This window comes from Pseudomonas sp. LBUM1666 (genome assembly GCF_059695775.1).
The window spans coordinates 853,749-879,989 of record NZ_CP166789.1 but is presented as its reverse complement, the minus strand read 5'-3'; the positions used below and the strand labels follow the sequence as shown (position 1 = coordinate 879,989).

The 26,241-nt window shown below is 59.8% G+C and carries 20 protein-coding genes and 1 pseudogene; 11 read left to right on the top strand and 10 right to left on the bottom strand.

Annotation, left to right across the window (positions count from 1 at the left end; all coding sequences use genetic code 11):
• The first annotated feature begins 2 nt into the window (after positions 1-2).
• The 3 genes and pseudogenes from ACA056_RS03840 to ACA056_RS03830 all read left to right on the top strand — a co-directional run.
• Positions 3-971: an ABC transporter ATP-binding protein gene (locus ACA056_RS03840; protein WP_497270613.1), complete on the top strand. Its 969-nt coding sequence runs from the start codon at positions 3-5 to the stop codon at positions 969-971.
• Positions 971-1,951 (top strand): peptide ABC transporter ATP-binding protein, encoded by a 981-nt coding sequence (locus tag ACA056_RS03835; protein WP_497270611.1) that lies wholly within the window; start codon positions 971-973, stop codon positions 1,949-1,951. Before ACA056_RS03840 ends, ACA056_RS03835 begins: the two co-directional genes overlap by 1 nt.
• Positions 1,952-2,808: 857 nt before the next feature.
• Positions 2,809-3,303 (top strand): annotated as a pseudogene (locus ACA056_RS03830) (oligopeptide/dipeptide ABC transporter ATP-binding protein); the annotation flags it as partial.
• 84 nt (positions 3,304-3,387) lie between these two features.
• Here the strand turns inward: ACA056_RS03830 and ACA056_RS03825 are convergent.
• Entirely contained in the window at positions 3,388-3,633 is a 246-nt protein-coding gene (locus ACA056_RS03825; protein WP_497270609.1) for a hypothetical protein, read from the bottom strand.
• Between the two features lie 279 nt (positions 3,634-3,912).
• Positions 3,913-5,496, bottom strand: a complete 1,584-nt coding sequence (locus ACA056_RS03820; protein WP_201194379.1) for a peptide chain release factor 3 — start codon at positions 5,494-5,496, stop codon at positions 3,913-3,915.
• 363 nt (positions 5,497-5,859) lie between these two features.
• Here ACA056_RS03820 and ACA056_RS03815 point away from each other — a divergent pair, with 363 nt between their 5' ends.
• The 5 genes from ACA056_RS03815 (at position 5,860) to ACA056_RS03795 (ending at position 10,852) form a co-directional block, all read left to right on the top strand.
• Positions 5,860-6,576 carry an ABC transporter permease gene (locus ACA056_RS03815; RefSeq protein WP_008148956.1) on the top strand — a complete coding sequence of 239 codons (717 nt, stop codon included), beginning with the start codon at positions 5,860-5,862 and terminating at the stop codon, positions 6,574-6,576.
• 20 nt (positions 6,577-6,596) lie between these two features.
• Complete coding sequence (locus ACA056_RS03810) at positions 6,597-7,490, top strand: glycine betaine ABC transporter substrate-binding protein (protein ID WP_497270606.1); 894 nt, start codon at positions 6,597-6,599, stop codon at positions 7,488-7,490.
• A gap of 12 nt (positions 7,491-7,502) precedes the next feature.
• Positions 7,503-8,156, top strand: coding sequence for an ABC transporter permease (locus tag ACA056_RS03805; RefSeq protein WP_008148960.1), 654 nt, complete (start codon positions 7,503-7,505; stop codon positions 8,154-8,156).
• Positions 8,153-9,322 carry an osmoprotectant ABC transporter ATP-binding protein OsmV gene (locus tag ACA056_RS03800; protein ID WP_497270603.1) on the top strand — a complete coding sequence of 390 codons (1,170 nt, stop codon included), beginning with the start codon at positions 8,153-8,155 and terminating at the stop codon, positions 9,320-9,322. Before ACA056_RS03805 ends, ACA056_RS03800 begins: the two co-directional genes overlap by 4 nt.
• Positions 9,323-9,688: 366 nt before the next feature.
• Entirely contained in the window at positions 9,689-10,852 is a 1,164-nt protein-coding gene (locus tag ACA056_RS03795; RefSeq protein ID WP_059403206.1) for a type III PLP-dependent enzyme, read from the top strand.
• 80 nt (positions 10,853-10,932) lie between these two features.
• Here ACA056_RS03795 and ACA056_RS03790 read toward each other — a convergent pair whose 3' ends face one another.
• From ACA056_RS03790 to ACA056_RS03775, 4 genes are read right to left on the bottom strand one after another with little or no spacing between them, the layout of a single operon-like run.
• Positions 10,933-11,208 (bottom strand): type II toxin-antitoxin system RelE/ParE family toxin, encoded by a 276-nt coding sequence (locus ACA056_RS03790; protein WP_497270601.1) that lies wholly within the window; start codon positions 11,206-11,208, stop codon positions 10,933-10,935.
• Positions 11,208-11,471 carry a CopG family ribbon-helix-helix protein gene (locus ACA056_RS03785; protein ID WP_095055156.1) on the bottom strand — a complete coding sequence of 88 codons (264 nt, stop codon included), beginning with the start codon at positions 11,469-11,471 and terminating at the stop codon, positions 11,208-11,210. Before ACA056_RS03785 ends, ACA056_RS03790 begins: the two co-directional genes overlap by 1 nt.
• Before the next feature lie 57 nt (positions 11,472-11,528).
• Entirely contained in the window at positions 11,529-12,314 is a 786-nt protein-coding gene (locus tag ACA056_RS03780) for a tetratricopeptide repeat protein (RefSeq protein WP_497270599.1), read from the bottom strand.
• A complete protein-coding gene (locus tag ACA056_RS03775; RefSeq protein ID WP_497270597.1) occupies positions 12,311-12,991 on the bottom strand; it encodes a Fe2+-dependent dioxygenase in 681 nt (226 codons plus the stop codon). Before ACA056_RS03775 ends, ACA056_RS03780 begins: the two co-directional genes overlap by 4 nt.
• A gap of 207 nt (positions 12,992-13,198) precedes the next feature.
• Here ACA056_RS03775 and ACA056_RS03770 point away from each other — a divergent pair, with 207 nt between their 5' ends.
• The 3 genes from ACA056_RS03770 to ACA056_RS03760 all read left to right on the top strand — a co-directional run bounded on the left by ACA056_RS03770 (position 13,199) and on the right by ACA056_RS03760 (position 18,716).
• Positions 13,199-15,460, top strand: a complete 2,262-nt coding sequence (locus tag ACA056_RS03770; protein ID WP_497270595.1) for a TonB-dependent receptor — start codon at positions 13,199-13,201, stop codon at positions 15,458-15,460.
• A gap of 132 nt (positions 15,461-15,592) precedes the next feature.
• The gene (locus ACA056_RS03765; RefSeq protein ID WP_497270593.1) at positions 15,593-18,121 is read left to right on the top strand and encodes a PepSY domain-containing protein; all 2,529 of its coding nucleotides are present in this window, start codon (positions 15,593-15,595) and stop codon (positions 18,119-18,121) included.
• Positions 18,122-18,350: 229 nt separating this feature from the next.
• On the top strand, positions 18,351-18,716 hold the full coding sequence (locus ACA056_RS03760) for an endonuclease domain-containing protein (protein WP_497270591.1): 366 nt from the start codon (positions 18,351-18,353) through the stop codon (positions 18,714-18,716).
• Positions 18,717-18,900: 184 nt separating this feature from the next.
• Here the strand turns inward: ACA056_RS03760 and ACA056_RS03755 are convergent, their stop codons facing one another.
• The 4 genes from ACA056_RS03755 to ptsP form a co-directional block, all read right to left on the bottom strand.
• Positions 18,901-20,442 carry an alkaline phosphatase D family protein gene (locus tag ACA056_RS03755; protein ID WP_497270589.1) on the bottom strand — a complete coding sequence of 514 codons (1,542 nt, stop codon included), beginning with the start codon at positions 20,440-20,442 and terminating at the stop codon, positions 18,901-18,903.
• Between the two features lie 183 nt (positions 20,443-20,625).
• Positions 20,626-22,365 (bottom strand): PTS fructose-like transporter subunit IIB, encoded by a 1,740-nt coding sequence (locus ACA056_RS03750; RefSeq protein ID WP_497270587.1) that lies wholly within the window; start codon positions 22,363-22,365, stop codon positions 20,626-20,628.
• Between the two features lie 11 nt (positions 22,366-22,376).
• Positions 22,377-23,318 carry a 1-phosphofructokinase gene (pfkB, locus tag ACA056_RS03745; RefSeq protein ID WP_497270585.1) on the bottom strand — a complete coding sequence of 314 codons (942 nt, stop codon included), beginning with the start codon at positions 23,316-23,318 and terminating at the stop codon, positions 22,377-22,379.
• A complete protein-coding gene (gene ptsP, locus ACA056_RS03740) occupies positions 23,318-26,179 on the bottom strand; it encodes a phosphoenolpyruvate--protein phosphotransferase (protein WP_497270583.1) in 2,862 nt (953 codons plus the stop codon). The genes pfkB and ptsP overlap by 1 nt, the downstream gene beginning before the upstream one ends.
• Between the last annotated feature and the right edge of the window lie 62 nt (positions 26,180-26,241).

The window sequence follows — 26,241 nt, the reverse complement described above, 5'->3', positions numbered from 1 at the left end:
AAATGTCACTGTTAGAAATCAAGAATCTCAACGTTCGCTTCGGCGACAAGAACGCTGTTCCGGTGGTCGACGGTCTCGACATTACCGTGGACAAGGGCGAAGTTCTGGCCATCGTTGGCGAATCGGGTTCCGGCAAGTCCGTGACCATGATGGCGCTGATGGGCCTGATCGAACATCCGGGGATCGTCACCGCCGACGCGCTGAATTTCGACGGCAAGAACATGCTCAAACTGAGCAACCGTCAGCGTCGGCAGATTGTCGGCAAAGACCTGGCCATGGTCTTCCAGGACCCGATGACCGCGCTGAACCCGAGCTACACCGTCGGTTTCCAGATCGAAGAAGTGCTGCGCCTGCACCTGAAAATGTCCGGCAAGCAAGCCCGCGCACGCGCTATCGAGTTGCTGGAAAAAGTTGAAATCCCGGGCGCCGCCAGCCGTATGGATGCCTATCCGCATCAACTGTCCGGCGGTATGAGCCAGCGTGTCGCGATCGCCATGGCGATTGCCGGCGAACCGAAATTGCTGATCGCCGACGAACCGACCACTGCCCTGGACGTAACGATCCAGGCGCAGATCATGGACCTGCTGCTGGCGTTGCAGAAAGAGCAGAACATGGGCCTGGTGCTGATCACTCACGACCTAGCGGTCGTGGCCGAAACCGCCCAGCGCGTGTGCGTGATGTACGCCGGGCAAGCGGTCGAAGTCGGTCAAGTGCCCCAGCTGTTCGACATTCCGGCACACCCGTACAGCGAAGCGCTGCTCAAGGCGATTCCGGAACACAGCCTGGGCGCCACCCGCCTGGCCACGCTGCCGGGCATCGTTCCCGGTCGTTATGACCGTCCGCAGGGTTGCCTGCTGTCGCCGCGTTGCCCGTACGTGCAGGACAACTGCCGCGTGCAGCGTCCGACCCTTGACCCGAAAAGCAACAGCCTCGCCCGCTGCTTCTACCCGCTGAATCAGGAGGTGGCGTAATGGCCGTCGTACTTACCGCCCGCGACCTGACCCGTCACTACGAAGTGTCCCGCGGCCTGTTCAAGGGCCATGCGACCGTGCGCGCCCTGAACGGTGTGTCGTTCGAACTGGAAGCCGGCAAGACCCTCGCTGTCGTCGGCGAATCGGGTTGCGGAAAATCCACCCTGGCCCGTGCCCTGACCCTGATCGAAGAGCCGTCCTCCGGCTCCTTGAAAATCGCCGGGCAGGAAGTCACCGGCGCCGACAAGGCTCAGCGCAAGCAACTGCGCAAAGACGTGCAGATGGTGTTCCAGAGCCCTTACGCGTCGTTGAACCCACGGCAGAAAGTCGGTGATCAACTGGCCGAGCCATTGCTGATCAACACCAGCCTGAGCGCGGCCGAACGTCGCGAGAAAGTTCAGGCGATGATGAAGCAAGTGGGCTTGCGTCCCGAGCACTACCAGCGTTATCCGCACATGTTCTCCGGCGGCCAGCGCCAGCGGATCGCCCTCGCTCGCGCAATGATGCTGCAACCGAAAGTGCTGGTGGCGGACGAACCGACTTCGGCGCTGGACGTGTCGATTCAGGCGCAGGTGCTGAACCTGTTCATGGACTTGCAGCAAGAGTTCAACACCGCGTACGTGTTCATCTCTCACAACCTGGCGGTGGTGCAACACGTCGCCGATGACGTGATGGTGATGTACCTCGGCCGCCCGGTGGAAATGGGCCCGAAGAACGACATCTACGAGCGTCCTCTGCACCCGTACACCCAGGCGTTGCTGTCGGCCACCCCGACCATTCACCCGGATCCGAACAAGCCGAAAATCAAGATCGTCGGCGAATTGCCCAACCCGCTGAACCCGCCGTCCGGCTGCGCGTTCCACAAGCGCTGCCCGTACGCGACCGAGCGTTGCAGCACTGAAGAGCCGGCACTGCGTCTGCTCGACAGCCGTCAGGTGGCTTGCCACTACGCCGAGCAATTCCTCGACGGCGCGGCATAAAAAAACGCGCCTGTGTCACTGAGGCGCGCTTTTGTAGAGTTAACCGAACCTCTTCTTCCCGGGCTGCGCATCAGACCGGGAGGAGGGGGTTTCTTCATAAGGGATCGACCAGCCGGTAAGTGAAAGGCATCAACTTTAATGCCCCTCATTTTTATTAACTATTTCGCCATAAACAGCGGCACGCAACGCTACCACCCAATAATATTGAATTTCACATTAACCCTATACTGCCGTCCTTCAGAACCGACTCTAGTATCAAATATAAGCTCACCCTCGAGATGGCTCGAACTTTCAAAGTTTAACAGCTGTAATTTTCCCGACGCCGCAAACAAAAACTCTTCGTCTGGCCACCGAGAGTACGAACACCCTCCCCAGCCAGGACTGCCCACCGTGTAGGTTCCGGAAGGTGGTTCGGCAGTATCGAATTGTACAGAAATCTGGAAAGACTCCCCAATTCCTTCAGGATCGAAACCCGATATATCTATACCAGGATAACGAGAAGTCCCACCAAATCGTCGATAAAAATTAGCCAGCGCTGGGTATGTAGTCCCGTTAGCAAGGTTGGTAATTGTGCCGGTCAGCGTCCCAGTGGCCTTACTTGAACTTGTCTTCGGGTCTGAGAACTGACGGTGTGGTGACTCGTTGTGCACTGACATAATGATGCTCCTGCATAGTTAATGTGCTGTCTGCGAGTGACGTTTGATCAGGGTCAAATTACACAGTACAAATGCAGAAATATAACCTGTTAGAAATGACAGTTTAATAGTTGTTTTTGTCATTAGCATTACGGCTGTTATATCGGTATATGGATCAACTCCCTGTCCGCATCCTAGTCAGTGTATTAATAAGTAATGTCTTACACCTCGCTCAACCCACAGCAGAAAATCGGCGATCAACTGGCCGAACCCTTGCTGATAGACACCAAGTTTTCTGCGGCCGAACGCCGTGAAAAGTTCAGGCGATGATGAAGCAGATCGGTTTGCGTCCTGAGCACCACCAGCGTTATCCGCACATGTTCTCTGGCGGTCAGCGCCAGCGGATCTGTGGAAATGGGCCCGAAGAACGACATCTACGAGCGTCCTCTGCACCCGTACACCCAGGCGCTGCTGTCGGCCACCCCGACCATTCACCCGGATCCGAACAAGCCGAAAATCAAGATCGTCGGCGAATTGCCCAACCCGCTGAACCCGCCGTCCGGCTGTGCGTTCCACAAGCGCTGCCCATACGCGACCGAGCGCTGCAGCACCGAAGAGCCGGCCCTGCGCCTGCTCGACAGCCGCCAGGTGGCTTGCCACTACGCCGAGCAGTTTTTCTCGACGGCGCGGCATAAAAAAACGCGCCTGTGTCACTGAGGCGCGCTTTTGTAGAGTTAACCGAACCTCTTCTGCCCGGGCTGCGCATCAGTCCGGCAGAAGGGGTTTTCTTTTGGCTGTCATTTAAGCCCCTTCATCTTCGTCGGTGTCCGGTTCATCGGTGGTCGAGTCGTCATCGTCTGCGCTGCCGCCCTGCCCCTGATTACCGGGCTCCGATTCGGATTGGGCGATCATCAGTTCGCCGTGCCCACCCTGCCCGCTCAACGCCTGCGTATCGTGATCCTCACACTCGGCCAAGGCCGCCGTACTGCCGAGAGACAGCATCACCAACACCTTCAATAGCAATACAACGCGTAGCAACCTGTTCATAGCCGATTCCATCCTTTCGCAGGTGAAACTGAAGTGCCTGACTGGCGCCAAGTGAAATTTAGTTCCGATCAGCCAGGTTCTCCAGATAGGACGCTAACGAATGGACGGAATGCCGTTTGTGGGGAGATTGGTTTTGAATAGGGGTTAGGACGAATGGTTATTTCGAGACTGACGAAGCCCCTGTGGGAGCGAGCTTGCTCGCTCCCACAGGGGCTTGCGTCGGGCACAAAAAAAACCCGAGGCTCACGCATCGGGGTTTCCGGTTTCTCAGCTCAGCGCTTAATGATGCTCACGCGTCGCACGGAATTTCACGTCCGGCCAGCGCTCTTCCATCAGAGCCAGGTTCACCCGCGTCGGGGCCAGGTAGGTCAGGTGACCGCCGCCATCGATGGCGAGGTTTTCCACAGCCTTGACCTGGAATTCTTCGAGCTTCTTCTTATCGCTGCAATCGATCCAGCGCGCGGAATAGACCGTAATCGGCTCATAAGAGCACTCGACCTTGTATTCCTCTTTCAAACGACTGGCGACCACATCGAACTGCAGCACACCGACAGCGCCGAGGATGATGTCGTTGCTGCGCGTCGGGAAGAACACTTGGGTCGCGCCCTCTTCCGCCAGTTGCTGCAGACCCTGACGCAGTTGCTTGGATTTCAGCGGATCGCGCAGGCGCACGCGACGGAACAGTTCCGGGGCAAAGTGCGGGATACCGGTGAAGCCCAGGACTTCGCCTTCGGTAAAGGTGTCGCCGATCTGGATGGTGCCGTGGTTGTGCAAGCCGATGATGTCGCCGGCAAACGCTTCTTCCAGTTGCTCACGCTCGGAGGAGAAGAAGGTCAGCGCATCGCCGATCCGCACGTCTTTGCCGGTGCGCACGTGGCGCATCTTCATGCCTTTTTCGTACTTGCCGGAGCAGATACGCATGAAGGCGATACGGTCGCGGTGTTTGGGGTCCATGTTCGCCTGGATCTTGAACACGAAGCCGGCGAATTTCTCTTCAACCGGTTCCACGGTACGTTCGTTGGCGACACGGGCCAGGGGTTTCGGCGCCCAGTTGACCACGGCGTCGAGCACGTGATCGACACCGAAGTTGCCCAGTGCAGTACCGAAGAACACCGGGGTCAGTTGGCCGTCGAGGAATTCCTGTTGATTGAATTCGTGACAGGCGCCCTGCACCAGTTCCAACTGATCGACGAAGCGATCGTACTCGTCGCCCAAGTGTGCGCGGGCTTCATCGGAGTCGAGCTTCTCGATGATTTTCACATCGGTGCGCTCGTGGCCGTGGCCAGCGGTGTACACGATGATGTAGTCGTCGGCGAGGTGATAAACGCCCTTGAAATCGCGGTAGCAACCGATCGGCCAGGTGATCGGCGCCGCCTTGATCTTCAGGACCGCTTCGATTTCGTCGAGCAGTTCGATCGGGTCGCGGATGTCACGGTCGAGTTTGTTGATAAAGCTGACAATCGGCGTGTCACGCAGACGGCAGACGTCCATCAGCGCGATGGTTCGTGGCTCTACACCCTTACCGCCGTCGAGAACCATCAATGCAGAGTCAACCGCCGTCAGGGTGCGGTAGGTATCTTCGGAGAAGTCTTCGTGGCCCGGGGTGTCGAGCAGGTTGATCATGTGGTCGCGATACGGGAACTGCATGACCGACGTGGTAATGGAAATTCCCCGTTGTTTTTCCATTTCCATCCAGTCGGAGGTGGCATGGCGGTCGGATTTGCGAGATTTCACCGTGCCAGCAATCGCAATCGCCTTGCCCATCAGCAAGAGCTTCTCGGTGATGGTGGTTTTACCGGCATCGGGGTGGGAAATAATGGCGAAAGTGCGGCGTTTCGCGACTTCGGCGGCCTGTTTGGTCATGGGAAATCGCCTGGCAGGTGATTCAAAAAAGGGCGGCGAGTATAGCGCAAACCGAGCCTTACGGACCACCGCTCGCCCTGTCGCCAATGGCAATTGACGGGCCCGAAGGGTGATCAAGGGTGGCTAAATGCTGTTAATTATGGAACCTTTTAAAAGGTGGAGGCGTCCACTCCCCTGTTACAGCTCTCGTAGCAGGGTTTGAAAAACCTGCAAGTTAGCCTGACGAGGCTGCGCTTATGGCTCGATCTCATGCGGTTTTATCAGCATGAAGAGCTGCTTCTCGCGAACGTTGATAATCCCGGCAGCCAGGAATGGCATGCCCCACGGGACTGCGTTCGCCGACAAAGAAAAAGGAGTCTGCCTGTGGCTATTCGCTATGGCAAAGGGCTGATAGGAGGTGCGGTTGTCGTCGCCCTTCTGGCCCTGCTGGTCCACTGGATTGGCATCAACACGATCGAACATTACCGCGACGATTTGTTGTTTTACCTGCAAGCCCATTTGATTCTCGTCCTCGCTTCCATGCTAGCCGCCCTTGTTGTGGGCATACCCGCCGGTATCTTCCTCAGCCGCCCGACCATGGTGGGCCGCGCTGAACGCTTCATGCAGATCTTCAACATCGGCAACACCGTGCCGCCTCTTGCCGTACTGGCCATCGCCCTGGGGATCCTCGGCATCGGCAGCGGCCCTGCGATTTTCGCCCTGTTCCTCGCCTCGTTGTTGCCGATTGTGCGCAACACCTATGAAGGCCTGAAAAACGTCCAGGGATCGCTCAAGGAAGCGGCCGTCGGCATCGGCATGACACCGACTCAGGTGTTGTGGCGGGTCGAACTGCCAAACGCCGTGCCGATCATCATCGGTGGCGTGCGCGTGGCGCTGGCGATCAACGTCGGTACAGCACCGCTGGCGTTCCTGATCGGCGCCAACAGTCTGGGCAGCCTGATTTTCCCTGGCATCGCCCTGAACAATCAGCCGCAACTGCTGCTCGGCGCGGCCTGCACCGCCCTGCTGGCCTTGCTGCTCGACGGTCTGGTGACACTCGCCAGCCGCCTCTGGCTCGAACGCGGCCTCCGCCCGTCTTAAGCCTCGGCAAAGGAATATTCATGAAAAAAGTATGCTTATTTTTAGGCTGCGCCCTGCTGTTCGCAGGAATCGCCCAAGCCGCAGAAAAACCGGTGATCCGCATCGGCGCCCGGGTGTTCACCGAACAAACCCTGCTCGCGGAAATCACGTCCCAGTACCTGAACACCAAGGGTTACGACACCCAGGTGACCGGCGGTCTGGGCAGCACCCTGGCCCGTAGCGCCCACGAAAGTGGTCAGCTGGATTTGATGTGGGAATACACCGGCGTGTCGCTGGTGGCTTACAACCACATCACTGACAAGCTCGACAGCGCTCAGTCCTACGCCAAGGTGAAAGAACTCGACGCGAAAAAAGGCCTGGTCTGGCTCACCCCGTCGAAGTTCAGCAACACCTACGCCCTGGCCCTGCCGGAAAACACCGCAAAGGCGTATCCGCAGATCAACACCATCAGCGAGCTGAACACGGTGCTGCAGGCTGAGGCGAAGACCAATCACCTGGTGGCGCTGGACACCGAGTTCGCCAACCGCTCCGATGGTCTGGACGGCATGGTGAACCTCTACGGCATGAACCTGAACCGCAAAAACATCCGCCAGATGGACGCCGGGCTGGTCTACACCGCCCTGCGCAATGGTCAGGTGTTTGCCGGTCTGGTCTACACCACGGACGGTCGTTTGAACGCCTTCAAGCTGAAACTGCTGGAAGACGACAAGCATTACTTCCCGGACTACACCGCAGCGCCTGTAGTGCGTCAGGTCTATCTCGACGCCCATCCGAAACTCGCCGAAGAACTCAAGCCGCTGGCCGAACTGTTCGACGACGTCACCATGCGCCAGCTCAACGCGCGGGTCGATGTCGATCACGAAAGCCCTTCATCCGTTGCCGCCGATTTCCTGCGCCAGCATCCAATCAAATAAGGAGGAAAAGACATGGAATTTCTGAACGCCTTTTCCCATCTCGACTGGCCGTTGGTCCTGCAACTGACCGGGCAGCACATCACCCTGGTCGGCATTGCCGTGACCCTGGCGATTCTGGTCGGCGTGCCGCTGGGCATACTGATGACACGCTTCCCGACACTCGCCGGCCCTTTGCAAGCCAGCGCCACGGTGCTGCTGACGGTGCCGTCGATTGCACTGTTCGGCCTGCTGCTGCCGTTCTACTCCAAATTTGGCCAGGGCCTGGGCCCGATGCCGGCGATCACCGCGGTGTTTCTGTACTCGCTGCTGCCGATCATGCGTAACACCTACCTCGCCCTGACCGGCGTCGACCCCGGCATCCGCGAAGCCGCCCGCGGCATCGGCATGACCTTCGGCCAGCGCCTGCGCATGGTCGAGCTGCCGATCGCGGTGCCGGTGATCCTCGCCGGTGTGCGCACCGCCGTGGTCATGAACATTGGTGTCATGACCATCGCCGCCACCATCGGCGCCGGTGGCCTCGGTGTACTTATTCTCGCTTCAATCAGCCGCAGCGACATGTCGATGCTGATCGTCGGCGCCGTGCTGGTCAGTCTCCTGGCCATCTTCGCCGACCTGCTTCTGCAATGGCTGCAACGCACGCTGACTCCAAAAGGACTCCTGAAATGATCGAACTTCAAAACCTCAGCAAGACCTTCCAAAGCAACGGCAAAGATGTGAAAGCCGTGGACTCGGTAAGCCTGACCGTCAATGAAGGCGAGATCTGTGTGTTCCTCGGGCCATCGGGTTGCGGCAAAAGCACCACGCTGAAAATGATCAACCGCCTGATCAAGCCGACCTCCGGCAAGATCCTGATCAACGGCGAAGACACCACCGACCTCGACGCCGTGACCCTGCGCCGCAACATCGGTTATGTGATCCAGCAGATCGGTCTGTTCCCGAACATGACCATCGAGGAAAACATCACCATCGTCCCGCGCCTGCTGGGCTGGGACAAACAGAAATGCCACGATCGCGCCCGCGAATTAATGAGCATGATCAAGCTTGAACCCAAGCAATACCTGACTCGCTACCCGCGTGAATTGTCCGGTGGTCAACAGCAGCGGATCGGCGTGATTCGTGCGTTGGCGGCGGATGCGCCGTTGTTGCTGATGGATGAGCCGTTCGGCGCGGTCGACCCGATCAACCGCGAGATGATCCAGAACGAGTTCTTCGAAATGCAGCGCGCGCTGAACAAGACCGTGATCATGGTCAGCCACGACATCGACGAAGCCATCAAGCTGGGCGATAAGATCGCGATTTTCCGTGCGGGCAAGCTGTTGCAGATCGACCATCCGGACACCTTGCTTGCGCACCCGGCAGATGACTTTGTCAGCAACTTCGTCGGCCAGGACAGCACCCTCAAGCGTCTGTTGTTGGTGAAAGCCGAAGATGCAGCGGACAACGCGCCGTCGGTGAGCCCGGAAACCCCGGTGGCCGAGGCCCTGGAGTTGATGGACGAACTGGACCGTCGTTATGTGGTGGTCACTGATGGTGAGAACAAGGCGCTCGGCTATGTACGACGTCGCGACCTGCACCGTCAGACCGGTACTTGCGCGCAATACCTGCGCGAGTTCAACGCCACCGCCGTTTATGACGAACATTTGCGCATCCTGCTGTCGCGCATGTACGAGTTCAACCGCTCGTGGTTGCCGGTGATGGATGCGGATCGGGTGTTCCTGGGTGAAGTGACTCAGGAATCGATTGCCGAGTATTTGAGCTCCGGCAAGTCCCGTGGGGGCAAGACCAGTATTGTTTCGCCTGCTGAAGTGGCTGAACAGGCCGCAACGGCCTGACGCCTCCTACTGATCGTTCCCACTCTGCGTGGGAACGATCATTGAAGGGAACATCACACTGTCATGCAGGTCGGTTACATCAGTAGCTGTCCGGGACCGCACGACGGATGCGTGCAAAAACGCGACATTTTTTGTTGATCTCAAGCGCCTCACGCCCTAAAGTTCGCGCCGAACGTCCATGCTGGAAACGATCCATCCGGCTCAAGTACTGACGACGAGACAGCAAGGCCAAGGGAAAGCACCGCTTCCCATGGCCTTTTTGCTTTCGGCGACATGCCTTGGGAAGTAGGCGAACCAAAGTGGGGATACGGAGGACGTTCATTTGCACCCATTGTTAATTTCAGTTTGCCAGTAGGAGTTCCCAGCATGTCGATCAACGTCGAAGACTATTTCGCGCGCGATACCTTCAACAAAATGAAGGCCTTCGCCGACAAACAAGAAACCCCGTTCGTGGTGATCGACACCGCGATGATCAGCCAGGCCTATGACGACCTGCGCGCCGGTTTCGATTTCGCCAAGGTCTACTACGCGGTCAAGGCCAACCCGGCCGTCGAAATCATCGACCTGCTCAAAGAGAAAGGCTCGAACTTCGACATCGCTTCGATCTACGAGCTCGACAAAGTGATGAACCAGGGCGTCGGCCCGGATCGCATCAGCTACGGCAACACCATCAAGAAATCCAAAGACATTCGTTACTTCTACGAGAAGGGCGTGCGTCTGTATGCCACCGACTCCGAAGCCGACCTGCGCAACATCGCCAAGGCAGCGCCGGGCTCGAAAGTCTACGTGCGCATCCTCACCGAAGGCTCGACCACCGCTGACTGGCCTTTGTCGCGCAAATTCGGCTGCCAGACCGACATGGCCATGGACCTGCTGATCCTCGCTCGCGACCTGGGCCTGGTGCCGTACGGCATCTCGTTCCACGTCGGCTCGCAACAGCGCGACATCAGCGTCTGGGACGCGGCGATTGCCAAGGTCAAAGTGATCTTCGAACGCCTGAAAGAAGAAGACGGCATTCACCTGAAGCTGATCAACATGGGCGGTGGCTTCCCGGCCAACTACATCACCCGCACCAACAGCCTGGAAACCTACGCTGAAGAAATCATCCGTTTCCTCAAGGAAGACTTCGGTGACGAACTGCCGGAAATCATCCTGGAACCAGGCCGTTCGTTGATCGCCAACGCCGGCATCCTGGTCAGCGAAGTGGTGCTGGTCGCCCGTAAATCCCGTACCGCGGTAGAGCGATGGGTGTACACGGATGTGGGCAAGTTCTCCGGCCTGATCGAAACCATGGACGAAGCCATCAAGTTCCCGATCTGGACCGAGAAGAAAGGCGAGATGGAAGAAGTGGTCATCGCCGGCCCGACCTGCGACAGCGCCGACATCATGTACGAAAACTACAAGTACGGTTTACCGCTGAACCTGGCGATTGGTGATCGTTTGTACTGGTTGTCGACCGGTGCGTATACCACCAGTTACAGCGCGGTAGAGTTCAATGGCTTCCCGCCGCTGAAGTCGTTTTACGTGTAAAACTGCACGCAGAAATCAAAAAGCCCATGACGTGTCATGGGCTTTTTTGTGTCTGACGTTCCAGGCTGTCGGGGCAGCTGTTATCGGTCTTCTCGTACATGCCACAGACGAAGGATGTAGAGCGTGGAGCCTTGAATCTCATACCGCATCTCATAATGACCGACCAAAAGTCGTCGCACATCTCGCGGCGCGAACTCGTCGACTCGCTCTCCGATTCGCGGATTGCTGAGCAAGGATGTGGGGGCCTGAGTGAGAGATTGCACAGTACGCGCTGCCGCAGGACGATTGACCACCGCAAGAAACTCAAAAAGTCGTGCGAGATCCGATAACGCTTTGCTCGTCCACTTCAACTCCATCAGTAAGGTACCGGCAACGGCTTATCGGTACTCAAACTGTCTGCCCAAGCCTGGACAGACTGATGATCGATCACCCGCCCAGCATCAACGTCAGCCATTGCCTCGCGGGTAAGTCGGCTTCGTTCTTCTTCCAGATCTACCCAGTCGGCAAGCGCCTGCTTCACGATCCAGCCCCGTGAGCGCTCCATCCTCGCAGCCATCTGATCGACTTTATCAGCAAGCTCCATGGGTACATGGGCAGTCAGGACTTTGGTTGCAGCCATGATTTAGTCTCCAGGAAGCAATTTGACGAGATTTGATTAGTTTTCAATCATAGTGATTTAAACCAACTCAACAACCCCTGATACGCTCCGTTCATCGCTCATCTGAACGACGAGTTGATGATAGAGGGTTGCCATTTCCCGAATTTGTAGATTATCTGCGTTAAGCAGTGCTTTGCTCGCCACGCGCAAAAAGTTCAGATTCCCGCCGTCTAGGGCCTTACGCAGCCAGACCAAGGCTTCGTCGATGTTTTCCTCATCCGCCAACACCGCTGCATAACTGAACTGCCCACGAAAATCCCCGCCGACCGCCGAGCGTCGATACCAGTCACGGGCAGCTTGCGGATCTGCCGGGCAAAACCGCCCCTCTTCCAGATAACGCCCCAGCAGGTTCATCGACTTCGCGTGGCCCAATTCAGCTGCCAGCCGATACAGATTCAGTGCTTGCACCTGATCCTCGATCACCCCGCGTCCAGTGGCCAACAGATTGGCGTAGTTGTACATCGCCCAATCCAGTCCGGCTTCAGCGGCAACACGATAATGCCCTGCGGCCATCGAAGCATCGGCAACGCAACCCCAGCCATGTTCATGACAACGACCGAGCATGTTGCGCGCCATCAAGTGTCCGCCCTGGGCGGCGATCTCGAACCAGCGCACGGCCAGCGGCTGATCCTGCTCGATACCCTGCCCGTCCAGCAGAATCTGCCCGAGCAACGCCTGAGCATCGAGTACACCTTCGCGGGCGGCGATCAGAATCGCCTGGGCGGCACGTGCAGGACTTTCTTCCAGCATGGCTTTGAGCCGGTCACCGTCGAGCACTTCCTCGCGGCGCAGTTGATAACTCATACCTCAACCCAGCGACGCAACAGGTTGTGATAAGTGCCAGTGAGGCGAATCAGCGAAGGGTGGTCGGGCATGTCTTGGGTCAGCTGCTGGATCGCCCCGTCCATCTCGAACAGCAAGGCGCGCTGGCTGTCTTCGCGGACCAGGCTTTGGGTCCAGAAGAACGAGGCGTAGCGAGTGCCGCGCGTCACGGCGTTGACCTTGTGCAGGCTGGTGCCGGGGTACAGAACCATATCGCCGGCCGGTAACTTCACCCGTTGGGTGCCGAAGGTGTCCTGGATTTCCAGTTCGCCGCCGTCGTAATCGTCCGGTTCGCTGAAAAACAGAGTGGCCGACAAATCGGTGCGCACCCGTTCGATGCTGCCCTTGGGCTGGCGCACGGCGTTGTCGATGTGAAAATCGAAACTGCCGCCGGCCGTGTAACAGTTCAGCAACGGGGGGAAAACCTTGTGCGGTAACGCCGCCGACATGAACAGCGGATGTTTCCACAGCCGTTCCAGCATCGCCGCGCCGACTTCCTTGGCCAGCGGATGACCTTCAGGCAGCTGCAGATTGTGCTTGGCTTTGGCCGACTGGTAGCCGGCGGTGATCTTGCCGTCAGCCCAATCTGCCTGCTCCAGGGCCTCGCGGATGCGCTGCACTTCTTCTTTCGCGAACACGCCGGGAATGTGCAGCAGCATGGGATGACACCTGAAGACAAAGAGGCGGCAATGGTATTGATTCTTATTGCCCGTGTAAAACCCCCCATGACGAACGAAACACCAAAAACCGTAAGGGTAAATTGTAAAGAATGTAAATTCCTCGCGAATAGTAACGTTTCGCAATTGATACAAATACCTGTTTACCCTATATTCCGCGGCCTCAAATCCTTGGGGAGGGGAATTCTCATGTCACGCCAACAATTACAATTACCGGTCAGTTCACCGCGCTTGCTCGCGTCTGCAATTGGCGTGGCGATCACTGCCAGCTCTGCGGGCCACATGGCTTTCGCGGCTGAACAGACCGAGGAAAAAGCACCGAGCAACGTGATTTCCCTGGGCGCTACCGCTGTCACCGGCGAAGCCCAGGACGAGACCTCCTACAAGACTGATACCTCGGCCAACAAGAAATACACCGCGCCGCTGCGTGAAACGCCGAAAAGCGTCACCGTGATTCCGCAACAAGTGATTCGCGACACGGGCGCCACCAGCCTGGTCGACGCGCTGCGGACCACACCGGGTATCACGTTCGGTGCCGGTGAAGGCGGCAACCCGGCCGGCGATCGCCCGATCATTCGCGGCTTCAACGCGGAAAGCGACGTGTTCATCGACGGCATGCGCGACCCGGCCTCCCAGAGCCGCGAGATCTTCAACGTAGAATCGATCGAAGTCAGCAAGGGCCCGGGATCAGCCTTCACCGGCGCCGGTTCCACCGGTGGCAGCCTGAACCTGGTGAGCAAGACCGCCAAACTGGGCAATTCTTATAACGGCGGTTTCACCTGGGGCTCGGACCAGACCAAGCGCACCACCCTCGACCTGAACCAGCAGATGACCGACACCTCGGCCTTCCGCCTGAACCTGATGAAGCACGAAGCCAACGTCGCCGGCCGTGATGCCGTGGACGTCAGCCGTTGGGGCGTGGCACCTTCCTTCGCGTTCGGCCTGGGTACCGACACCCGCCTGACCGTCGGCTACTACCACGTCGAAACCGACGACATGCCCGACTACGGCCTCCCATTGACCTTGAGCCCCAACCGCAGCAAGTACAACGTCGATAAACCTGTGCATGTCGATCGCGACAACTTCTACGGCCTCACCAGTCGCGACTATCGCCAGACCAGTAATGACAGCGGCACCATCACGATCGAACACGATCTGAATGATGACCTGACCGTTTCGAACAGCTTCCGCATGTCCCGTTCGACGCTCGACTACATCGTCACCAACCCGGACGACAGCAAGGGCAACGCGGCGCTTGGCAGCGTGTATCGCGGCGCGAAAAGCCGTAACTCGACGTCCAGCGGCTGGATCAACCAGACCGACCTGAGCGCCAGGTTCAACACCGGCGCCATCGAGCACAGCCTGGTCACCGGTCTTGAGTTTTCCTATCAAGACACCCACAACCGCCCGTACATCCTGACCTCGACCGCCAGCGGCACCCGCTGCAACCGCGCCCTCTTCAACTCCGGCGACTGCACCAGTCTGCAAAACCCGACGCCTGGGGATAACTGGAACGGCTCGATCACCGACAGTGCCGCGTTCACCGACACCGACACCAAAACCGCTGCGGCCTACGTGTTCGACACGCTGAAGTTCAACGAACAATGGTCCCTGAACCTGGGCCTGCGTTACGACAACTACCAGGTCCAATCCAGCGGCCACGCCAACGCTAGCAGCACCGCTCCAGCGAACGACTTCTCCCGTGAGAACACCAGCGACCTGGTCAACTACCAGATCGGCGTGGTCTACAACGTGTTGCCTAACGGCAGCATCTATGCGGCCTATTCCACCTCCAGCAACCCGTCCGGTGAAACCAGCGGCAACGGTGGCCTGGAACTGGCGGCGAACAACACCGACCTGGACCCGGAAAAGAACCGCAACTACGAGATCGGCACCAAGTGGGACTTCTTCGGTGACGACCTGTCGCTGACCGCCGCACTGTTCCGCACCGAAAAAACCAACGCGCGTATCAACGATCCGGACGGTGGCACCACGCAAGTGCTGGACGGCGAACAGCAGGTCAATGGTGTGGAACTGAGCTACAGCGGCAAGCTGACCCGTAACTGGAGGGTCTTCGGCGGCTACACCTACATGGAAAGCGAAGTGGTCAAAACCACCCTCGCCGCCGATGAAGGCAACCACATGCCAAGCACCCCACGGAACAACTTCACGTTCTGGTCGACCTACGACCTGGTGCCGGACAAGTTGACCGTCGGCGCCGGCACCACGTTCGTCGACTCGCAGTTCGGTAACGTCGCCAACTCGGTGGAAATCCCGTCCTACTGGCGCTACGACGCGATGGCCAGCTATCGCCTGACCAAGAACGTCGACCTGCAACTCAACGTGCAGAACCTGACCGACAAGCGTTACTTCGATCAGATACTGCAGAACCACTACGCCCACGTGGCGGCGGGTCGTACCGCCCTGCTGAGCGCCAACTTCCACTTCTGATAGAAGCGTGAAGACCAAGGCCCCGTTCATCCAGGTGAACGGGGCTTTTGTGCGTAATAAAGAATGTTTCTCGACAACCCACGGCATAATGCGCGCCGTGATGATTATTTCCGAACGAACAAGGCGAGCGACGTGTTGAAGAAAACCCTGTTCCAGTTGCACTGGTTTTTCGGCATCAGCGCCGGACTGGTCCTGGCCCTGATGGGCATCACCGGGGCGACGGTGTCGTTTCAGGATGAAATCCTGCGCGCACTGAACCCCTCTGTGCTGCAGGTCGAGAAGCAGGTCGCTGGCGTCCTGCCGCCCGTTGAGCTGGTGGAGAAGATCGAGGGCGCATCCGGCAAGAAAGTCGCGATGCTCTGGGTCGAGACCGACAGCGGCATCGCCGCGCGGGTGTCCTTTACCCCGCCACCGGGTGAGCGCCGCGGCGAAATGCGCTACTTCGACCCGTACACCGCCGAGTTCATGGGCGACGCCACCGGCCAGGACTTTTTCGGCCTGATGCTGCAACTGCACCGCTTCCTCGCCATGGGCGATAGCGGTCGGCAAATCACCGGCGCGTGCACGCTGATCCTGGTGTTCTTCTGCCTGTCCGGTCTTTACCTGCGCTGGCCGCGTCAGTGGAAAAGCTGGCGCGCCTGGCTGACCCTCGACTGGAAGAAAAAGGGCCGCAGCTTCAACTGGGATTTGCACTCGGTGGCCGGTACCTGGTGCCTGGTGTTTTACCTCCTGGCAGCGCTCACCGGGTTGTCCTGGTCCTATGAGTGGTACAACAAGGGCCTGACCCGATTGCTTTCCGACTCACCACAGAACGAGCGCGTCCGCAGCGGTCGCGGCCCTGCACCGAGCGGCCCGGCGCCCACCGCCGATTACGCAGTGATGTGGAGCAGCATCTACAGCGCTGCCGGCCCGGCACTGAGTGCCTACAACATCCGTATGCCGCCCGTGGCCGGGCAGCCGGCCACCGTGTTCTACCTGTTGAACACCTCACCTCACGACCGCGCACTGAATCAGATCACGCTGGACCCGGCGACCGGCATCGTCGCGCGGCATGATCGCTACAGCGACAAGAGCCTCAAGGCGCAACTGCTGACCAGCATTTACGCGCTGCACGTCGGCAGCTATTTCGGAATCATCGGGCGGATTATCCTGACGATTAGTGCGCTGACGATGCCGCTGTTTTTCGTCACTGGCTGGTTGTTGTACCTCGATCGCCGACGCAAGAAAAAGCAAATCAAGGATGCCCGCAAAGGCCTCGCACAACCGGGTAGCGATGCCCCCAAATGGTTGATCGGTTTCGCCAGCCAGAGCGGCTTTGCCGAGCAACTGGCGTGGCAGACCGCCGGGCAATTGCAGGCTGCGGGGCTGCCGGTGAAGGTTCAGCCGCTGGCGGACGTCAGCGAGCAAGACTTGCGTGATTCCAGCAATGCGTTGTTCGTGGTCAGCACCTTCGGCGACGGTGAAGCGCCGGACAGCGCCCGGGGTTTTGAACGCAAAGTGCTGGCCCGGACGTTGAGCCTGGAAAGCCTGAACTACGCCGTGCTCGGCCTCGGTGATCGGCAGTATCAGCACTTCTGCGGGTTCGCCCGACGCTTGCACACGTGGCTGGGCCAGCACGGCGGCAAGACCCTGTTCGCGCCGGTGGAGGTCGACAGCGGCGACCCTTACGCCTTGCGTCACTGGCAGCAGCAACTGGGTCTGCTGACCGGACAGGCGCCCGTGGACGCCTGGCAAGCTCCCCGCTATGACAACTGGACGCTGACCCGCCGTGAGTTACTCAACCCTGACAGCAGCGGTTCGGGCGTTTACTTGCTCGGCCTCACCGCCCCCACCACCAGCAGCTGGCTGGCCGGTGACCTGGTGGAAGTGTTGCCGCGCAATTGTCCGTGGGCGATCGAACATTTCCTCGATGGCCTGGGCATTGACGGTCGGGCCACGGTTGCGCTCGATGGCCTGTCGCAACCTCTGGAGCAAGCCCTAGCCAGTCGACAACTGCCCGAAAACAGAACTCACCTGGTCGGCCTGCATGCCCAGGCGCTGGTGGATGCGCTGGTGCCCTTGGCCATGCGCGAATACTCCATCGCCTCGATCGCCGCCGATGGCATCCTCGAACTGATCGTGCGTCAGGAGCTGCATCCTGACGGCAGCCTGGGCGTCGGCTCCGGCTGGCTGACCGAACACGCCCCGGTGGGCGGCACCATCAGTTTGCGCGTGCGGCGCAACAGCGGTTTCCACCTGCCGGCCGAACCGGTACCGATGATCCTGCTGGGCAATGGCACCGGCCTGGCCGGGCTGCGCAGTTTGCTCAAGGCGCGGATCGCCGATGGGCAGCAACGTCATTGGCTGTTGTTCGGCGAACGCAATCGCGAGCATGACTATCTGTGTCGCGACGAGCTGGAAGAATGGTTGATTTCGGGCGATCTGGAGCGGCTGGACCTGGCGTTCTCGCGGGATCAGGCCGAGAAGATTTATGTGCAGGATCGACTGCGGGAGTCGGCGGGTGAGTTGAAGAAGTGGCTGGCTGAGGGTGCGGTCATTTACATCTGCGGCAGCTTGCAGGGAATGGCGTCGGGGGTGGATCACGTGCTTAACGAAGTGCTTGGGATTGCGGAGGTTGATCGCCTGATCGAGCAAGGTCGCTACCGCCGCGACGTCTACTGAAAGAGCCCCCTCACCCTAGCCCTCTCCCCAAGGGGCGAGGGGACTGACCGTGGGTTTCTTTAGAAATTTTGCGACCTGAAATTCCGCGTCGAACTCAGGCTCTGAAAATCCCCCGATTAGCCCCCTCTCCCCTCTGGGGAGAGGGCTGGGGTGAGAGGTCGATTTCAAGATGAATCGCAAAACCTCAGCTACAGTAAAACCTCCATCCCCCTTCACACGGACGTGAAGCATGCCCACCCGCCCCACCCTCAACCAACGCCAATTCGCCCGCCATCTACGCACCAACCAAACTGACTGCGAACTGCTGCTCTGGCAAAAACTTCGTTCTCGGCAAATCGCCAATCTGAAATTCCGTCGGCAGTTTCCATGCCCGCCGTACATCCTGGATTTTTATTGCGTGGAACTGAAGTTGGCCATCGAACTGGATGGTGGTCAGCATTACGAGACGGCGGCAAAAATACATGACCAGCGTCGAACGCTTTACCTTCAGCAGCAAGGTATTGAGGTTGTGCGGTTTAGCAATCTGGAGGTAATTGAGCGGATGAGTGAAGTGCTTGAGCAGATCCTGAGATTTTCCGCGGATCGAACGTCGTGATTCTGATCCCGAATCCCCCCTCACCCTAACCCTCTCCCGGAGGGAGAGGGGACTGACCGTGAGTTTCTTTAGACATTCTGCGACCTGAAATTCCGCGTCGAACTCAGGCTTCAAAAACGGTGAAGATCGACCCCCTTCCCCCCTCTCCCCCGTGGGGAGAGGGCTGGAGTGAGGGGTGGATCTATCAGACTGGCTGCAACTTCCGCTCAAACACCCCAACCCCATCCAGATCCCGCAACACCACACTCATCTCCCCCGTCTGCCCATCAATATTCACCTCACCAAAAAACTGAAACCCGGCAAACGGCGAGGTGTTCTGTGCCGGTGGTGCTTTCTCGAACACCACCTCGGGACCAAAGGTCTTATCCAGCGAATCAGGCCCGAAACTCCCCGCATTCAAAGGCCCGGCGACAAACTCCCAGAACGGTTCGAAATCCTGAAACGCCGCACGGTCCGGGTGGTAATGATGCGCGGCGCAGTAATGCACGTCCGCCGTCAGCCAGACAAAATTGCGCACCTGCTGCGCCCGCAGAAAACCCAACAATTCGGCGATTTCCAGTTCACGCCCCTGGGCCGGCCCTGGATCGCCATTGGCCACGGCTTCCCAGCGCGCCACACCGGGGCTGCTTTCACCGTCCGATACGCCCAGGCCGATGGGCATGTCGGCGGCAATGACTTTCCATTGCGCACTGGAGGCTTTCAACGAAGCCTTCAGCCAGTCCAGCTGTTCACGTCCGAGAAACGGTTTAGCGGCACCCAGGTTGTCGTCATTCGCCCCGCGATAGCTGCGCATATCAAGCACGAACACATCGAGCAACGGACCATAACCGAGCTTGCGATAAATTCGCCCGCCGCCATCCGCACTCTGCAACCGCACCGGTGCGTATTCGAGCCAGGCCTGACGCGCGCGACCGACCAGGCTGTGGATATCTTTGCTCTTGTAGCGATCATCCAACTGTTTGCCCGGCGACCAGTTGTTCACCACTTCATGATCGTCCCACTGCCAGATCTGCGGGACCTCGGCGTTGAAGCGGCGGATGTTTTCGTCCATCAGGTTGTAACGGTAATTGCCTCGATAGTCGTCGAGGGTTTCGGCGACTTTGCTCTTGGCTTCAGTGGTGATGTTGCGCCACACGCGGCCGCTCTCTGTTGTGAGCTGCGCAGGTATGGGACCGTCGGCATAGATGGTGTCGCCGCTGTGGATAAAGAAGTCTGGCAGGCGCAAACGCATCGCTTCGTAGATGCGCATGCCGCCGATGTCCGGGTTGATGCCGAAGCCCTGACCGGCGGTGTCGCCACTCCAGACGAAACGGAGGTCGCGACGGGTTTGCGGCACGCTGCGCAGATGGCCGAACCACGGTTCGCTAGTGACGCCGCTCTGGGCGTCTTCGAAGTGCACGCGGTAGAAAATCGCCTGGTCGGCGGGCAGGCCAGTGAGTTCGACGCGGGCAGTGAAATCGGTATTGGAATCGGCTAATGGCGAGACAAAACGACGAGGGTTACTGAACAGGCTACGGGTGTCCCATTCCACCACCATCCGCGCCGGGCGATCACATCGGCTCCAGATCATCGCCCGGTCGCCCAGCACATCGCCGGACTGCACGCCATCGGTGAGTTGCGGCCGATCCTTGACCGAGGCAATGACCGCCGGCGCCAGGCCTGGCAACAACAGCCCGGCACCGACGGCTTGTATGACACGACGGCGGCCGAGGTCGAATTCGCTCATGGTGTTCTCCCTGAAAAGGAAAAACTTAAACACGGCTGGATGACTCAGACATGACACAGAAATCAGCCAACACCGCAAATCCCTGTGGGAGCGAGCTTGCTCGCGATTACGGTTTAACATTCACCGAAAATGGTGGCTGATACACCGCCATCGCGAGCAAGCTCGCTCCCACAGGGGTAGGTGTCAGGCGCTGACAGGCTCTATTGCCAGCTCAACGACTTCCGGCCGCTTGAGCACCGCATACGCCACTGCCGTCAGCAAACTCCCGGCGACAATCGCCAGCAGATACAACAGCGCATGGTTGATCGCATTCGGGATCGCCAGCACGAACAATCCGCCGTGCGGCGCCATCAGTTTGCAGCCGAAATACATCGACAACGCACCGGTCAGTGCACCACCGGCAATGCTCGCCGGGATTACCCGCAGCGGGTCTTTCGCGGCAAACGGAATCGCGCCTTCGGAGATGAAGCACAGCCCCAACACCAACGCCGCTTTACCGGCTTCGCGTTCAGCCTGAGCAAACTTGCGCCGCGCAATAAACGTAGCGATGCCCAAGCCAATCGGCGGCACCATGCCGGCCGCCATGGTCGCGGCCATTGGTGCATAACTTTGCGACGCCAGCAGCCCCACCGAGAACGCATACGCGGCTTTGTTGATCGGCCCGCCAAGGTCGACGCACATCATCCCGCCCAGCAATACACCGAGCAGAATCGCGTTGGTGGTGCCCATGCTGTCGAGGAAGTGCGTGAGGCCTTCGAGCATCCCGGCCACCGGCTTGCCCACCACGTAGATCATCACCAGACCGGTGAACAAACTCGCCAGCAACGGGATGATCAGGATCGGTTTCAGCGCCTCAAGACTTTGCGGCAAGCGTGCATAACGATTGATCGCCTGCGCCGCGTAACCGGCGATGAAACCGGCAATGATCCCGCCGATAAAACCGGCGCCCAGGGTGCTTGCCAGCAGGCCGCCAATCATCCCCGGCGCCAGGCCCGGACGGTCGGCGATCGAGTAGGCGATGTAACCCGCCAACAGCGGCACCATCAACTTGAACGCGGTCTCGCCGCCGATCTGCATCAGCGCCGCCGCGAGCGTGCCCGGTTCCTTGAACGCAGTGATGCCGAACACGAACGACAAGGCGATCATCAGACCGCCCGCCACCACCATCGGCAGCATGAACGACACGCCGGTCAGCAGGTGTTTGTAGACGCCACTTTTCTCTTGCTTGGCCGGGCCTTTGGCGCCAGTCGATGCGGTTTCTTGCGTGCCTTCGGCCAACGCTTTGTTCAGCGTCGCTTCGGCTTGTTTGAGGGCGATGCCGGTGCCGCAACGGTAAATCTTCTTGCCGGCGAAACGCTCGGTGGCGACTTCGATATCGCAGGCCAGCAGCACTACGTCCGCATCGGCAATCGCCGCTGCACTCAACGGATTGCGCGCACCGACCGAGCCCTGGGTTTCCACTTGCAGATCGTAGCCCAGACGCTTGGCCGCTTGCTGCAAGGCTTCAGCGGCCATGAAGGTGTGAGCGACGCCGGTCGGACACGCGGTAATCGCGACCAAACGCGGGGCGTTTTTTACGAGGGCGGCAGGCTCGGCCACGGCTTCGGGGGCGACGTAAACCTGAGCCTCTTCAGCACCGCGACGCAACACCGCTTCAACATCTTGCAGGGCTTGCGCCGGAGTACTCTGGAACACCCGCTTGCCGACGAATCGCGACATATCCACCGGCGCGCTGGTCACCAGCAATACCCACTCGGCCGCCTCGATCGTGGCCGCCGATAGTTGACGTTCCGGGTGCGCGGCATCATTGACTTCGACACTGGTGCTCCAGCCCTGACGCTGGGCCGCTGCATCGAGCAAACGGGCGCACAGCACACTGGTGACCATGCCGTTCGGGCAGGCCGTAACAATGGCTAACTTCATGACAAACCCTCTTATTGTTCTGTCAGGGTGCGCATACGCACGCCCTGTTCGAGCCGCGCCAACTGCGTGGCGTCGCCAATACCAAAACCGATCTGGGTGACCGCCATCGCGGCAATCGCCGTGGCGGTGCGCAAGGTCTGTTCAGGCGTGTCGGCGCTGAGCAAACCGTGGAGCATGCCGGCCAGTAACGAATCGCCTGCGCCCACGGTGCTGACGACGCTGACCTTGGGCGGCGTGGCATGCATCGCAGAGCCGACACTGAACCAGTTCACGCCATCGGCGCCGTCGGAGATCACCACGTGCTCGATGCCTTGAGCGTGTAAGCGGCTCGCGGCTTGCGCTTGCGCCGCCACCGAAACCACCTCGCAGCCCAGCACATCGGCCAGTTCTTCGGTATTCGGCTTGATCAGCCACGGACCGGCATTGAGCGCGGCCCGCAAGGCTTCGCCACTGGTGTCCAGCGCCACGTTCAGACCGAGATTTTTCAAACGCACAATCAACGCCTGCAACCACTGCGGACTGATGCCTTGAGGCAGGCTGCCGGCAACGACGACCGCGTCATGACCGGGTGCAATCTGATCAAGTCGATCAAGCAACGCCTGCTGCGCGGCTTCACTCACCAAGGGTCCGGGACCGTTGATGTCGGTGATGCGCCCATCGCTTTCCGCCAGTTTGATGTTGCTGCGAGTCTCACCCGGAACACGGATGAATGCGTCGACAAAACCGCGTTTGGCGAATAGGGTTTCGAACGCTTGAAGGTTGTCCTCCCCGAGGAAACCGCTGACCGTGAGCTGATGCCCGAGGTCCGCCAGCACTTGTGCCACGTTCACGCCTTTACCGGCGGCATGTGTGTGCATCTCGTCGCTACGGTTGACTTGGCCGGGGACAAGTAGCGGCAACTGGACCGTGAGGTCCAGCGCCGGGTTGAGGGTCAGGGTCAGGATCTTGGCCATTACAGGGCCTCCACTAATGCGCGCACTTCATTGGCGCTGCCCACGGCCAGGGCCTGTTGGGCAAGGATTTGGGTCTGGGCCAGGCTGAGTTCGCGAACCCGCGCCTTGACCTCGGCAATGCTGCGACCCGACACACTGAGCTCATCCACACCCAGACCGACCAGCACCGGCACCGCCAGCGGATCGGCCGCCAACTCGCCGCACACGCCGACCCACTTGCCGTTGGCATGCGCCGCACGCACGGTGATGTCGATCAGTTGCAGCACCGCCGGGTGCAAGCCGTCAGCCTGGGCCGACAAGGTCGGATGACCGCGGTCGATGGCCAGGGTGTATTGGGTCAGGTCATTGGTGCCGACGCTGAAGAAGTCGACCTCTTTGGCCAGCACCGGCGCCAGCAATGCAGCCGACGGCACTTCAATCATGATCCCCAGTTGCAGGTCGGCAACCGGAATTTCCAGACGCAGACGTTCGGTCATGTCCCGGGCCTGGCGCCATTCATCGACACTGCCGACCATGGGAAACATGATCCGCAGTGGACGGTTGTCCGCCGCACGCAGCAACGCGCGCAATTGCGCTTCCATGATGTGCGGACGTTGCAGGGTCAGGCGAATACCGCGCACGCCGAGGAACGGGTTTTCTTCTTTGGCGATCGGCCAATACGGCAGCGGTTTGTCACCGCCAACGTCGAGGGTGCGCACCACCAGCGGCCGACCGGCCAGGCCATCGAGAACTCGACGGTATTCGACTTCCTGGGTCGCCTCGTCCGGCGCTTGCGAGTGGGCCATGAAAATCAGTTCGGTGCGCAGCAGGCCAATGCCTTCGGCGCCCTGCTCCACCGCGCTGGTCACGCCGGCGCTTTCGCCGATGTTGGCGAACACTTCGACTGCATGGCCGTCAGTGGTCAGTGCCGGTTGATGACGTTGTTCGGCGGCCGCTTTCAAACGTTGCTCGCGGGTGTCGCGCTCTTCGGTGGCGCGCTGCAAGGTCGCCGCGTCGGCGTCCACGTGCAGGCGGCCGCGCTGACCATCGATCAGCAACGGCGTGCCCGGCGCCAGCAGCAACACCGCCGGGCCGGCGCCGACCAGTGCCGGAATACCAAGGGCTCGGGCGACAATTGCACTGTGTGCAGTGGCGCCGCCACGGGCGGTGAGGATGCCGGCGACGCGTGCCGGATCCAGGCGGGCGACATCGGATGGACCGACTTCATCCATCACCAGAATGTACGGTTGCTCCGGCTCGCTCGGGGTTTCGACGCCACTCAGTTGCGCCAACACTCGACGGCCGATATCACGCAAGTCGGCGGCGCGCTCGGCGAGTAAGGCGTCCTGCAGCGATTCCTGTTGTTTGGCCGCCGCTTCAATCACCGCCATCCACGCCGCTTCGGCGCTTTCGCCTTGCTTGAGACGGGTGTCGACTTCGTCGGTCAATTCCGGGTCGTCGAGCATTTCCTGGTGGGTGATGAAAATCTCGCGAATGGCCTTGGACTTGCTGCGTTCGATCAAGCCTTCGATGTCGCGACGCACGTCCGCCAACGCCTGCTGGAGACGCTCTCGCTCGATCGCGGCAGACTCACCGCGCAGCGGGTAATCAATGGTTTGCAGCACTTGAATGTGCGCCGGGCCGATGGCGATGCCCGGTGCGGCGGCGATGGCCTGAACCAGACTGCCGGAGGCTGGCGCGAGGACCACTTCGGCCACATCGGCGATCACTTCGCGCTGTTGGCTCACGGCTGGCAGCGGCTCGACTTCTTCACCGAGGCCTTCTTCGATGGCGGCCAGCAAGGCTGGCAAGGCATCGGCGGCGATGCTCGGTTCGGCGACAAATTCCAGCACCTGGCCGCGACGGGCGCCGAGGCTGAGCAGTTTGCTCAAGCTCTTCACCGACACGGCGCTGTCCTGACCATCGACGATGCGTACGCGGATTTCACCTTCAAAACTTTTCGCCAGTTGCGCGAGAATCTTCGCCGGACGCGCGTGCAAGCCGTGCGCATTGGCCAGCGCGATGCGAGCGCTCGGCCAATCGGCCGGCAGCTCACCGCCAAGGACTTCGAGGACTTTACGGCTGCTGGTGGCGCGCCCCAATTCGTGGCCGCGACCTTCGATCAGCAACGCACAAAGGCGTTCGAGCAAGGCTTGATGGGCTTCACCGAGGCTGGCCAAGCAGAACAGACCGCTGAGCGGCTGGCCGAGGTAACGCATGGGTTTGTCCGGCGTGACGAAGGCCAGGCCCGGACGCTTGACCGTTTGCTCGCTGTGCAACCACCACAGGCCATCGCCCAATGGCAGCGCATCGACTTGTTGCAACACGGCCGAGAAACCATTGCTCACACAGTCGGCCTGACGCAGCAAACGTGCACCGCGCCAGACCAGCTCTTCGAAGTCATCGGCGGACACACCGAGGCCGATCATCTGTGCATCCAGCGCCAATTCTTGCGGCGCGCCTTGCAACAGTTTCAGCAAGGCTTCGGCGGAACTGGCGCGGCGCAGCGCCTGGCCGAGGTCGGTTTCGCCGAGGGCTCGGGTCAGCAGTTGCAACAGACGCAGGTGTTCGTCGGATTTGGCCGCAATACCAATCGCCAGGTAGACGATCTGACCGTCGCCCCAGTCCACGCCTTCAGGGAACTGCATCAGCCGCACGCCGGTGGTGAACACCAGATCGCGGGTTTCCGGCGTACCGTGGGGGATGGCAATACCTTGACCGAGAAAGGTCGAGCCCTGGGCTTCGCGCGCCTGCAACCCGGCGAGATAACCCTCGGCCACCAGGCCATCGGTGACCAGATGCTGCGCCAGCAGGTGCAACGCTGCGGACTTATCCACAGCCGACTGGCCCATGGATATCTGCTCTATGGTGAGCTCGAGCATGCTTTCTCCTTTTTGGCGTCTTGTGACGCCAGGTATTGTTTTGAATGATTCAGCTTAGGCTC